This window comes from Candidatus Neoehrlichia procyonis str. RAC413 (assembly GCF_000964795.1).
Classification (GTDB): Bacteria; Pseudomonadota; Alphaproteobacteria; order Rickettsiales; family Anaplasmataceae; genus Neoehrlichia; species Neoehrlichia procyonis.
The window spans coordinates 402,849-416,552 of sequence record NZ_LANX01000001.1; the positions used below are offsets into that span (position 1 = coordinate 402,849).

Here is a 13,704-nt window from a genome sequence, read left to right on the forward strand (position 1 = left end):
AATAGTATATATTATATCTAATGTGCTATACTATAAATTGATAATTGTCAATCTATAAATTAATAAAAATAATTCATATATAAAATTAACATCATTAACAAATTTTTTAAGATAAAACTCATTAATTAACAACTAGTACTATAAATCTATAATGCCCTTCCCCTATATCGTAAAATAATTTATCACATATTTATCATGTTATAATTATTAATTATAATCGAAGCTATGTAAAACATAGTCATTAAGTATCAATATTATAAATTACACTAGATTAATTCTAAATTTTTCACTATAAATTCACTATAAATTCAGACCGTACACCAACGCTAGATATATGTCACAATCAATAAATAACATGTAAAATCTACATAATATATTAGCAACACACAATATGAAATATTTCGTCATATAAAAAACAATAAGGTAAATAGATACTCCAAATTAAATAATACTCTTAATTTTTATCCTATATTTTTAAGATAAAAGTAAAAATAATTTGTTTTAGACCGCTTTTTTAATTTTTTTAAATTTTATGAAACTAAAATTTATATTTAGCTACTTTGCATGTAAAACAAACATAATAAAAAGATTTTTAGATATAAATCATCTTATAACATAAACAAATACTAGTATATGATTCCAAAGTAAGTAAAAATAGAAAATCACAAATAATAAAACTTAAGATTCTCTACTAAATTAAAAATTATCTAATAATAAATTAGCAATATCTTAAACTTGAATTCACTACTTTTAATAATTATTATAAAGTTAACAATTTTGATAAACACTCTATTTATCTATAGTGACTAGTGTAGATATTTATTTATAAAACTCCTTAATGAAAAAACCTACCTACTATCTAATTTAACTGATAAAAAGATTTCTCATGCTAACTGTATAGGATAATAATCCACAAGTATGTTATTACTTATAAAGTTTACTCCATAATTTTTTATTAATTAATACTATAAATATAGTAATAATAATTAAACATAGAATAACCTTTAACCCTAATTTTTTTCTAATTTCCATTTCAGGCTCTGCTGCCCATTGTAAAAAATTTACTACATCATGAGCCATATTACTAACTGTAGATTCAGTGCCATCAGTATACCTCACTACATTATCAAAAAGCGAAGGAGGCATTGATATTTTTCCTGTAACAAAATATACATTCTCATATAAACCATTCACATCAGGTTTAGTGCTTTTATATCCTGTTAATAAAGAATATACATAATTAGCTCCATTATGCCTTGCCTTTATTATTAAAGATAAATCTGTAGGATATGCACCATTATTAGATGCCATTGCAGCTTCTTTATTAGGAAATGGAGCAGGAAAATAATCTGATGGCACACCAGATCTTTCAAACATTTCTCCTACTTCATTTGGTCCATCTTTAATTTGATATGAACTAGCAATTGATTTTACCTCTTCTTCAGAAAAACCTATCTCTTGCAAATTACGAAATGCTATTCTTTTCATTGAATGACAAGCTGAACAAACTTCTTTATACACTTGATACCCACGCTGTATTGAACGCTTATCAAATGATCCCAACATACCATTAAATTTCCAAACACGTGAAGTAGGATTCTCAGCATGAAACTCCTCAGAATATGCACGACAACATAACAACATAAAAAGCAACAATAACCTTAAAAACATTTACTTCATCTCCGGCACAGATTCACTTAATGTATTAGGCAATTTTTTACGTATTTCATACTTAGATAACACAGGCAGAATAATAAAAAAATAAGAAAAGTAGTATAAAGTTGAAGCCCTACTTAATGTAATAAATGGATCTTTAACTTCCTGCCCACCTAACCACGCCAAAAAGCAAAAATTAACCACAAAAATCCAATAAAACACTTTAAAAACAGGACGATATTTACCACTCTTTACTTGAAATGTATCTAACACAGGAAGCAAAAACCACACTACAATAGAACTAAACATTGTAATCACGCCAATAAGCTTGTTAGGGATAGAACGTAACATTGCATAAAAAGGCAGAAAATACCACTCTGGTACTATATGAGCTGGAGTAACCATAGGATTAGCTTCAATATAATTATCCGGATGCCCTAAGTAATTAGGAGCATAAAATATAAACATATATAATAATATCAAAAATATCCCAAAAGTTATACCATCTTTTATAATAAAATAAGGATAAATAGGTATTGTATCCTTTTTTGATTTTACCTCAACCCCTGAAGGATTACCTGAACCAAACCTATGTAATGCAATAACATGAAGCCCCGCAAGAGCTACAATAACAAAAGGCATTAAATAGTGCAATGCAAAAAATCTGTTAAGTGTAGGATTATCAACAGAAAAACCACCCCAAAGCCACTGTACTACTTCTTCACCAACTAATGGAATTGCAGAAAATAAATTTGTAATTACTGTTGCACCCCAAAAACTCATTTGCCCCCATGGTAAAACATATCCCATAAATGCAGTTGCCATCATTGAAAAAAATATAAAAATACCTATAAACCATACTAATTCCCTAGGCTTTTTATATGACCCATAATATAAACCACGAAATATATGAATATAAACCACTATAAAAAAGAAAGAAGCCCCTACAGCATGAGTATAGCGTATTAACCAACCATAATGCACATCTCGCATAATATGCTCAACACTATCAAAAGCATGATCAACATGAGGTGTATAATGCATAGCTAAAAATATGCCAGTAATAATCTGTAAAATTAATGCAACCCCAGCTAAAGAGCCAAAATTCCAAGCATAGTTAAGATTCTTAGGTACTTGATATGTAGCAAGTTCTCTTAAAAAAGAGACTACTGGCAACCTGTACTCTATCCATGCCAATATCCCTTTTCCTTCTCCTTTAATGTCTTCCTTATTACTTATATTAGACATTTATTACTTCCTTCACACAAAATCACCGCTTTTTTTACCAATAACAACAGTATTATTGCTGGAAAAATAATAATCAGGAACAAGTAAATTAATAGGAGCAGGTCCACTAAGAATTCTCCCAGATATATCATATTTTGATCCATGACAAGGGCAAAACCATCCTTTTTTTTCTCCTTCTACCTCTACAGGGACACAACCAAGATGAGTACAAATTCCTAATATAATTAACCATTCCTCTTTTCCTGCATGAGTACGCTGCTGATCTGTTTGCGGATCACGTAGATCATTAAGATTAATCATCTGTGCTTCTTTAATTTCTTCTTTAGTACGCCTTCGTATAAAAACTGGCTTGCCTTGCCATTTTACAACTTTTGTCTTACCCTCCTTAATTTCTAATAAATCCACCTCAACTGTAGATTGCGCTACAACTTCAGCAGATGGACTTAACGACTTAATTAAAGGATAAATAAACGAAAATAGCCCCATTATAGACATAAAAAGAGCAGTTAATCCTAAAAAATCTCTCCTTTTTAATTCTTTATTCTCAATACTAACATTACTTAATTCCTTCACACTCATCCATAGAAACCCTTTTAACTATCAACTTATCATATTTACTATATTGTACTGTAAATGATATAAAAAAAAAGATAATTTACTCAAATCATGCATTATTTTATAAATTTATTATAAAATATTATTTGCTTAGTTAACATACACTTATTACTAAAGTACATTTTTTATAGTATTCATATTAAATAACCTTATAATCAAGAATATGAAACTAACCTCTATATAAAATCTTACATGAAATATTATATTAATACAATAATTAGAAATTATTTTTTTTGCATAATAATCTTTCTTAATATATTAACTGCATTTGCCAATTGATAATCTGTATCACTATATACTTGTGCAAATATCTTTGTATTTTTTTTCATTGCTATATTATTAACTTGTATATCAGGAATAATTCCTCTATCTTGAATTATATGATTCAGAGGAGTATAATATAAGGCATTTGTTATACAAATTGCACCTCCACCTTTTACAGGAATTACTGTTTGCACAGAACCTTTACCAAAAGATTTTTTACCAACAATAATTGCTTTCTTATGATCTTGAAGAGCTCCAGCAATAATTTCTGAAGCAGAAGCCGAATTTTCATTTATCAGTACAACTGTAGGAAAACTTTCAAAAATTCCACCTTTACTAGCGTTATAATATTTTTCCTTTGCTTTATCACGACCACGAACTGAAACAATCTTTCCTTCGCTTAAAAAATAATCACATATGGTTATTGCCTGACTTAAAAGTCCGCCGGGATTATTGCGCAAATCTAACAATACACCTTTTATATTATTATTTTGCATAGATTTCCAATATCGCTGTACATCATCTGCAACATTTTCATCAAAACAAGAAATCTTTATATAAGCTATATCATCATTAATAATGTTTGCATCTACAGAACGTATTTTAATTAATGCTCTTTTAATAGATAAATTGATTACTTTATTATACTTTTTAATGCCTAAATTAACAAAGGTACCAACATGTCCTCTAATTTTTCTAATAACCTCTTGCAATGACATTTGTTTAGTATCTTCGCCATTAATCAATACAATCACATCATTAGTATTAATATTAAAGTCAAAAGCTGGTGTATTATTTTGTACAGAAACTACCCTTATTCCTTTGTTATCTTTTGTAATTTCAACTCCTATACCTCCAAATTCACCTTTAGTATGTATTTGCATTTCAGAAAACTTTTCAGCATTTAAATATTCAGAATATGGATCTAAATTAGATAACATACCATTAATAGCATATTCCAATAAAATTTTATTATTAACATTTCTAATTGACTTTTCCTTAATTTTAGAAACTATTTCATCTATTAATACGCAATCAAAATCATTATCATCTAAATCTGCAAAAGTCCTATCTAAAGGCTGCAATATTAAATAACATGCTATAAAAATAAAAAAAAACTTTTTTATCATAGCAATGCCTCTACCTCTACAATCCAAATACATTGTTAAATATACAATTAATCATTTCCTCATTAATCAAAGAAATATCATAAATATTCACATTAAACCACATAAACTATATAGTAACCGCCTAAGTAAAAATTTCTTCAACAAATCAATTTTTTATCATAATCCAATAATTTTTTAATCATATCCTTACATATCTTCACAAATTAGCAAATATAAAATATTTATGAGTTTTAATTTTTTCACTTAAAAAATATGTAATTGAATATTATCATCATTTACATATTTTATTCTATATACAGCAAGTAAAAAAACTTATTATCTATGCTGCAATTCATATAATAAAATATTTTGTTTTATTTGATCTTGTTTGCCATTTAACCTAAAACCCAATTTATTCTTACAGTTATTAAACTCCTGATTATAACAATTTATATTACTCATTAACCTTTTATAATCTTTCTCTATTACCAAAAGCTGCTTAGATAGTAATTTATATTGATCATCATACTTTTTCTTCTCTTTTGAATTAGTCCGTAAAATATTATCTAAATTAAAAACAAGCTCACTTAATCCTATGATAATACATATAAAAAGGAGAATATTATAAGTTATAAACAATTCTCTTATATAATTTTTCAACATTTCAGTCGCTATAAAATATTTTAATAATGCTATTAATAATAGTACACTAATTATAATTACTCGTTTAAATAATATATAATTTACATCTTTTTGTAACACACATTTCCTAGTCATATATAATGACTCATCTACATGAATAGCACTATATAAATAAGAAAAAAATGTAAAGTGATCTTCTACTTGAGATTTAATAAAAAAAATCCTAAGTTCCATATCCTTAATTTTACAGATAGTGTCTTGACATTTTTTCTTATTTTTTACTGTATTATTGCGTTGCCTTGCACAACAACTTAAAACAAAAAGCAATACACCTATTCCAAGCAATACACTTACTATAATAATCTCATAACGTTGTGTATTATAAATACAATAAAGCAATATACTCAACATTACATAAAAAATTATGCTTATTATAAGTTTATTCCATAAAAAATTTTTCATACATATTATAATTCTAATTTACTTTCATCTTACACCTATGATGAATTAATGCAAGTTTTATACTAAAATAAGTATAATATTCCATTAACATATATTAATACAAGCTTGTATTGTACAACGCAAAACATCTACATAAAAAAAAATCATTGTTAATAAGTTAACTTTAATTGTATTGATAGTCCTCTTTTATCATTTTTATTAATCGCAAGTTATATATAATAATACTTCTATATAATTAATCCTTAGATTAATATACCTACTATATTTAAATTAAATCAATTTGATAATTTGCTTTCTAGTTATAAATTTAATAAATAACAAAAATTATAAGATATTAATGTTTATTAATTACTATTTCATTATAGATAAATAACACTTGTTTATATTTAAATTAACAAAAAACACCTTATTTTCTTAATTTAAAGCTCACGTTCTAAAGATATTTAATCTTCTAATAAAAAACATAACTACTAACAATAAAAAAGATACTATAATAATCAAAGGTCCTGGAAAAATATCAAGTATTACAGACAATAAAAGTCCTACAATCCCTGATACAATAGAAATAACTGTAGCAACTATTATCATCTGTACAGGCGTTGATGTAATCAACCTTGCTCCTGCTGCAGGAATCACTAAAAATGCAGTAATAAGTAGTATTCCCACTAATTGAGTATAAAAAGCAATAAATATGGATAATACTATTAAAAATTCTAATCTGACAATATTTACATTTATTCCATTAGATATTGATAAATCTTGACTAACAGAAACAAGAAGCCAACTTCTCCATCTATATATTACTGCCGATATAATTACAATAGCAGTAATAAACATCTTTTTAAGATCACTATTACTAATCATCAATATATCACCAAACAATGAATGGATAATATCATCATTCACAAAAGATACAAATGATAGTAATACTATTCCTACTGACATCACTACATTCGTGATAATATTTAACATTGCATCAGTAGAATATATTTTGTCAAAATTTAGAGACATTAAAATAGCTAATACTATTGCTACAAGTAAAATACTCACCAGTATGTTTATTTGAAATATAGTTGCCAAAGCTATCCCTAGAAAAGATGAGTGCGCAATACTATCACCTAAATAAGAAAACCTATGCCAAATCATACAAGACCCTAAAGGTCCCGTCACCATACTAATAATTATTATCGCTATAAAAGCATTAACAAAAAATCTTTCAGATATGGCTTCTAACATAATAATTTATAACACCATTAACACCGTACACACTTTTCTACCATCATATAATAAAACATTGTATGTGCGGCAAGCAGCTGCTGTAGACATGTACTCAACATTTAATCCAAGATTATAAAAACTATTGTGCTGCTCTTTAGGTAAAAAAATACATTCTTTTCCAGTCCCAACTAATATCACGTTAAAACTATTATTGATACCACTTATCACTTCTCCTATATTCGCAAAACTCAACTCTTTTAAAAGAACAACCTCATCTTGAGAAACAATACAAGAACTATAATAAACTCTATTAGAAATTACAAACTTACCTTTAGAAAAGCTATTTATTACATTCTTATTTAGTGAAATAGAAGACGTAATATCCATGCTTAATTATCTTTTTAATTACACTCTATATAAATATAAACTTAAATAGCAAAAAATCTATACCCTGCTATATTAATCTTACATCTCAACTCTAATTCCTTATTCTTTATAAGATCATTGATTTTAGTTTTACCATCTATTACAAATATTTGTTCTAATAACACTACTTCTTCAAAAAATTTCTGCATTCTACCTTCAATTATCTTTTTTACTACATTTTCAGGTTTATCAAGCATACCCACTTGCTTAGCAATGATATCATACTCTTGATCAATAACTTGTTTATCTAAAAGTTCTATAGACAGAGCTTCCGGCTTTGCCGCAACAATATGCATAGCTATGTTTTTGGCTAAATCCTTAAGTTTTACTTCATCTGCATCTGAATCTAAAGCTACAATTGCTGCAGCTTTTCCAACATTACCCATGATAGAATTATGTACATATCCACCTATTACTCCTTTTTCTACATTTAAATAACCTATTCTACCTAAGTTAATATTTTCACCAATAATAGCTATACTATTCATAATTTCTGAGTTAATACTCACATTATTACTATAATCACACTCTAAAAATTCTGTTACTTCTTCTACTTTATATATCCTTACTAACTCAACAAGCTTCAATGCTAAGTCTTGAAATTTTTGATTACGTGCTACAAAATCTGTTTCTGAATTCAATTGTATTATAGATCCTTGTTTATTATCAATATTAATTGCAACTAACCCATCAGTTACATCTCTATGTGCTTTTTTATAAGCTTTTAATATTCCCTTCTCTCTTAAATAATTTTTAGCTTTTTCTATATCACCTAAACACGCAACCAATGCTTCCTTGCAAGCTCCCAATCCTGCACCTGTAATATCACGCAGTTTTTTCACAATATTAATATCTATTTTCATAATTTTACCTATTCCTTTATGTCATCACGCTTATTATCTTCTAGCACTAAACTGTCATCGCTTTTGTTGACATTGGCACCTTTATTAGATCTAAACTTATTTTTCAATAAAGTATCTCTTTTTTCTACAGAAAAATCTTTTATATCATCAACATTAACGCCAGAATTAATTAAATCAGAATGTATAGCTTTTAATATGGTATCAGAAACAATTCTACAGAAAAAATCTATAGATCTTACAGCATCATCATTACCAGGAATTGGATAATCTATCCCTCTTGGATCAGAATTTGTATCTAAGACTGCTACCACAGGAATATTCAATTTATTCGCTTCCTTAATCGCTATGCGCTCCTTATTAGCATCAATAATAAATAAAATATGTGGTAACCCACCCATTTCACGAATCCCACCTAAAGACTTAAGTAGCTTTGCCTTTTCCTTTTCAAAAAGCAAAATTTCTTTTTTTGTAAATTTATTATCTTGATTATTAAGTAATTGATCATAATAAACAAGCTTTTTAATTGATGAAGAAACAGTTTCCCAATTAGTTAACATGCCTCCTAACCATCTATTATTAACATAATACTGCCCACAACGTACAGCCTCCTCAGCAAGAATATTAGAAGCCTGAACTTTTGTTCCCACAAATAACACTCTACCTCTTTTTAACACTACATCATACAACACCTCAAGTGCCTTCTTAAAAAGAATTATAGTTTTTTGTAAATCAATTATATGAATATCTTTATATTTATGCACACCATATATATAAGGTGCCATATTTGGATTCCAACGGCCTGTCTTATGCCCAAAATGAACACCAGCATCTATCAAATCTCGTATAGTAAAATCTGGCAAATCAAACATCTATAACTCCCTTTAATTTTATAATAGTTAAACCTCCATAGCTATCCCTGTAAACAGGACCATTATTACAGCCATGTGTGAATTAGCACTATAGTTCAATAATAACTACAACACTATTACATACTAACAAGTAATATTTTTATTATCAAGATTTAAGTAACACAATCACTCAAAGGCAATAATATTATACAAATTAGCTAGTATAATAATTAAGCACATGAACTATCATTATATGTTTTTACACTTTTAATTTTTTTATAGTATATATATTATTTCGTATATGTACATGGCTATAGCGCAATCGCATAATCTCCCCCATATACACTGCAAAATATAATCCTTTACCTCACATAATCAACGCACTTGTATATTGTACTACCTGTTTTCTCACATTATTATTTTATTAGTTATCAAAAGCATATTTTAAATCAAAATAATTACTTAAAAGACAATAAGTCTCATGCAAAGGCAGACCTACAATTGCAGAATACGAGCCTTTAATCCACATAATCAACGCACTTGCATAACCTTGTATATTATATCCTCCTGTTTTCCCGTACCATTGCTTTAAGTGAATATAATAATCTATTTCCTTCATGGATAAACGCTTAAATTTTACAATTGTTACAACATTTTTTACATGTAATTTATTTTCAGGCGTATACAAACAAATTGTAGTATATACGCGATGCCTACGACCAGAAAGCAATTTCATATATTTTATAGCTTGTTCCTGATTTTCTGCTTTTAGCAATATTCTCCTCCCACAACATACTATAGTATCTGCACTTAATACAAATTTATCTGGACGTATCACTTTAATTTTTTCAGCTTTATTTTTTGCGATACGAATAGAATAATCCTTAGGAAGTTCTTTATTATAGTAAGATTCATCAATTTCTGAAGATATCACCTCCTCAGGCAATACACCTATTTTTTTTAATAAGTTAATGCGCTGATGTGATGAAGATGCCAATACTAAATTTTTAATTTTTATCATTTGTAATGTTTAATCTATAACCTTAAGCCGCCTAATAATTCGACCTTTACCTACTCCACTCTTATCAATACCATAAGAACTTATTTCCATTAACACCTTATCATGCATTAAAATACGTATCTTACTTTTACGTATTTTACCAGAAGCATGAGCTATAATCTCGTGCCCATCACTTAGCTTTACTACAAAAGTCGCATCACGCAATAATTTAACTACTATACCTTCAACTTCTATAATTCCTTCTTTTACAGCCACCATTTTATCAAAAAAATTAATAGCATCATTATATAGTAATATTTACAAAAGCGCAATACGGTTTTATTACTTTGTTTTGTACCGTTAAATAATATCAATACCTTTTAAAATCTCGATATTATATGCTATTAAAAAAGATAAGTTATTCACTTATAGTCATATTAATTTTATCAAATAGCAACAGATACTCTAAAATAAATTACATAGATAATATTTATAATTCTTACAAAACAAACTTGTAATTTTCCATGACTTTAGTGTACATTTATTTACAAAAAATATTTAAATTTATTGCAATAATTTCCTACTATAATAAGCATAAATTAAACTTATTTAAGAGTATATTTTATGTAACAACATGAACTTTTGTACCAACTTTAGAATATTCATGTCCTAAAATAATTAAATTTACAACTTCTGGAAGATTTATAACCCACACATTACCATATGAATCATCATCAATAATTTCAACTGTAATAAATTCAACTGTATTATCATCATTAACAATTTTTAATCCTATTTCTCCTGCATCATTCAAACTTAATAAAGAGGATGAAACTTTTTGAGCTTTAAATTGACCTACTAATAATTCAACATTCGACATCATTCCTTGTGTAACAAAATGATTTTCATCATTCTTGACTGTAACTTCAACTGTATAAGTCTTAGTTTGTGGATTTGCAATTTTACTAATAAAACTTACTATCCCTTTAAATACTTTTCCATTACTTAATATAACATTAGATGACGAATTAAGTTGTAACATTTCTGCATCCTTAGTAGAAACATTTACTACAACTTTAAACTGATTAAAATTAACTATTTTTGCAATCACTTGCCCAAAATTAACAAAACTTCCAACTTGGACATTAACCTTATCTACATAACCTGTAAAGGGAGCCCTTATTTTCGTATTATTAAAATTAATATGTGCTTTTTTAACATCTGCATAAGCTGATTGAAGAGCAGCAAAAGCTGCATTATCCTGCACTTCTGATCTATAGCCCTTCTTATATAATGCCCGCGAAACCTCATACTCAAGTTGTCTTTGTTTTAATATAGCCTGTGCTTGCTTTAATTGTTCTGCTTTATCATTTTCTTCTACTGCTAATATTACTGCATTTTTGTTAACTGCATCCCCACTATTAATCAAAAGGCTTGTAACTTTTCCACTAACTTCTGAAGTAATTTCTGCAAGCTGTAATGCATTTACCTCACCTACTACAGAACGATATACTACTTTATTTTGAGAATAATATTTTTTCACACGCACGGAAGGAATACTTTCAGAAAAGCTTATTATTTCAGGCCTTCGATATACAAATATCCCACTACAAACCCAGCAAATACTCACTGCTAATACTAGTAATACAATCTTATACTGTAACTTTAATTTTAAGATACATTTTAAAATACTCATATACTCACTTCACATATTATATTAAAAACCTATTTTTTTTCACATAATATAGCAATTCGCAACAAAACTATCCCTATTTCACAATCACATAACGTTGTTGCATATATAACTTTAGACATACCTAAACACTATATAATGCCACCGTTATAACATAAAATTGCTTTTCTAAATTCTACAGTACAATGTAATTCAGTAACGACAACAAATACCAATAATAATACATCTTACATTAAAAAATATTAACGTTTTATTTTTTATACTTTAAAAATGCTATTTCACACGCATCCTTAAATACTTCGTTTACATCAGGATGAGAATGACAAATATGATAAATATCTTCAGATGATGCCTTATAAGTCATAGCAACTACTACTTCATTAATCATGGTATCAGCATATGTTCCAAAAATATGCACACCTATAATAGCATCTGTTTTCTTACACGTTAAAACTTTCACAAAACCTTCGTCTTCACCAGTAGCTCTAGCTCTACCATTAGCCGAAAAATTACTTTTTCCAACATTATAATCATACTTTATACTTTTGAGATAATCTTCGGTTTTACCTACAGATGCTACAGCAGGGTGTGTATATATCACATTAGGTATAATTTCATAATCTATATAAGAAGAATACCCCGCTATTAATTCAGCAACAACATGTCCTTCTTTTTCTGCCTTATGAGCAAGCATTGCTCCGCCAATAACATCCCCTATAGCAAATATTCCTTTAACATTAGTTTCAAATTTATCATTAACTACAATAAACCCCTTATCATCCTTTACTATATCATATAATTCTATCAAATTTTCAGTACATGGGTTTCTTCCAACAGCAACAAGTACTTTATCAACCTCTATAATAGTAACCTGATTATCTATTAAGGATTCGCACTCTACAACAAGCCCTTTATCTTTATAATGCACAGATGTTACTTTAGACGACATTTGAAATTTTATTCCTGATTTTTTCAAAGAATTCATCAAGCTCTTACTAATATCACTATCCATACTCGCAGCAATTTGGCTTGAACACTCAATAATTGTTACTTCAGAACCTAGCCTACTCCATACTGATGACATTTCAATACCTATCACCCCTCCTCCGATAACTGCTAATCTTTTTGGTGGGTTAGAAAGACTTAAAATAGAATCAGAAGATAGAATATCTTTTTCATCAATATTAACATTTGGCAAAGCAGAAGGCTGAGACCCCGTAGCAATGACTACATTTTTAGATGTAATTTCTTGATATTCACCTTTCTCATCATTCACTTTTATAGTAAAGCTATCTGCCGATATTAATGATATCTTTGCAGTACCGCAAAACCTCTTAATTTTATTATAAGAAAGTAAAAACTCAATCCCATTACTTAAATCCTGCACTACCTTATCTTTAATCTCCATTGCTTTATGTAAATCAAATTTTACATTGTCAATAACTACTCCATATTTTGATAAATTATGCTTAGCACTATAGTATTTATACGAAGAATCTAATAATGCTTTCGAAGGTATACATCCTACTCTTAAGCATGTACCCCCTAATAAACGATTTTTATCTACGCATGCAACTTTTAATCCTAATTGCGCTGCACGAATTGCACATTTATAACCCCCAGGACCGCCTCCAATTACAATAACATCATATTTTTCCAT

At 28.0% G+C, this 13,704-nt stretch carries 13 protein-coding genes; all 13 read right to left on the minus strand.

The genetic code is table 11. The features are described 5' to 3' along the window. Nucleotides 1–924: 924 nt before the first annotated feature. Nucleotides 925–1,671, minus strand: a complete 747-nt coding sequence (locus NLO413_RS01445; protein WP_052690363.1) for a cytochrome c1 — start codon at nucleotides 1,669–1,671, stop codon at nucleotides 925–927. Beyond that, nucleotides 1,672–2,904: a cytochrome b gene (locus NLO413_RS01450; protein WP_045808777.1), complete on the minus strand. Its 1,233-nt coding sequence runs from the start codon at nucleotides 2,902–2,904 to the stop codon at nucleotides 1,672–1,674. A 12-nt stretch (nucleotides 2,905–2,916) separates the two neighbouring features. Continuing rightward, nucleotides 2,917–3,483 carry a ubiquinol-cytochrome c reductase iron-sulfur subunit gene (petA, locus tag NLO413_RS01455; RefSeq protein WP_045808778.1) on the minus strand — a complete coding sequence of 189 codons (567 nt, stop codon included), beginning with the start codon at nucleotides 3,481–3,483 and terminating at the stop codon, nucleotides 2,917–2,919. A 260-nt stretch (nucleotides 3,484–3,743) separates the two neighbouring features. Then, a complete protein-coding gene (locus NLO413_RS01460) occupies nucleotides 3,744–4,913 on the minus strand; it encodes a S41 family peptidase (RefSeq protein WP_045809344.1) in 1,170 nt (389 codons plus the stop codon). Between the two features lie 315 nt (nucleotides 4,914–5,228). Further along, nucleotides 5,229–5,945, minus strand: a complete 717-nt coding sequence (locus NLO413_RS01465; RefSeq protein ID WP_198138890.1) for a hypothetical protein — start codon at nucleotides 5,943–5,945, stop codon at nucleotides 5,229–5,231. A gap of 477 nt (nucleotides 5,946–6,422) precedes the next feature. Beyond that, nucleotides 6,423–7,232 (minus strand): metal ABC transporter permease, encoded by an 810-nt coding sequence (locus NLO413_RS01470; protein ID WP_045808780.1) that lies wholly within the window; start codon nucleotides 7,230–7,232, stop codon nucleotides 6,423–6,425. A gap of 6 nt (nucleotides 7,233–7,238) precedes the next feature. Further along, entirely contained in the window at nucleotides 7,239–7,601 is a 363-nt protein-coding gene (locus NLO413_RS01475; protein ID WP_045808781.1) for an Mth938-like domain-containing protein, read from the minus strand. Nucleotides 7,602–7,642: 41 nt separating this feature from the next. Next, complete coding sequence (gene tsf / locus NLO413_RS01480) at nucleotides 7,643–8,503, minus strand: translation elongation factor Ts (RefSeq protein ID WP_045808782.1); 861 nt, start codon at nucleotides 8,501–8,503, stop codon at nucleotides 7,643–7,645. Between the two features lie 8 nt (nucleotides 8,504–8,511). Then, complete coding sequence (gene rpsB / locus NLO413_RS01485) at nucleotides 8,512–9,372, minus strand: 30S ribosomal protein S2 (protein WP_045808783.1); 861 nt, start codon at nucleotides 9,370–9,372, stop codon at nucleotides 8,512–8,514. Nucleotides 9,373–9,775: 403 nt separating this feature from the next. Continuing rightward, nucleotides 9,776–10,372 carry a Maf family nucleotide pyrophosphatase gene (locus NLO413_RS01490; RefSeq protein ID WP_045808784.1) on the minus strand — a complete coding sequence of 199 codons (597 nt, stop codon included), beginning with the start codon at nucleotides 10,370–10,372 and terminating at the stop codon, nucleotides 9,776–9,778. Between the two features lie 9 nt (nucleotides 10,373–10,381). Continuing rightward, nucleotides 10,382–10,627: a translation initiation factor IF-1 gene (gene infA / locus NLO413_RS01495; RefSeq protein ID WP_156965582.1), complete on the minus strand. Its 246-nt coding sequence runs from the start codon at nucleotides 10,625–10,627 to the stop codon at nucleotides 10,382–10,384. A gap of 346 nt (nucleotides 10,628–10,973) precedes the next feature. Then, nucleotides 10,974–12,047 carry an efflux RND transporter periplasmic adaptor subunit gene (locus NLO413_RS01500; RefSeq protein ID WP_045808786.1) on the minus strand — a complete coding sequence of 358 codons (1,074 nt, stop codon included), beginning with the start codon at nucleotides 12,045–12,047 and terminating at the stop codon, nucleotides 10,974–10,976. Between the two features lie 247 nt (nucleotides 12,048–12,294). Then, on the minus strand, nucleotides 12,295–13,704 hold the full coding sequence (gene lpdA / locus NLO413_RS01505; RefSeq protein ID WP_045808787.1) for a dihydrolipoyl dehydrogenase: 1,410 nt from the start codon (nucleotides 13,702–13,704) through the stop codon (nucleotides 12,295–12,297).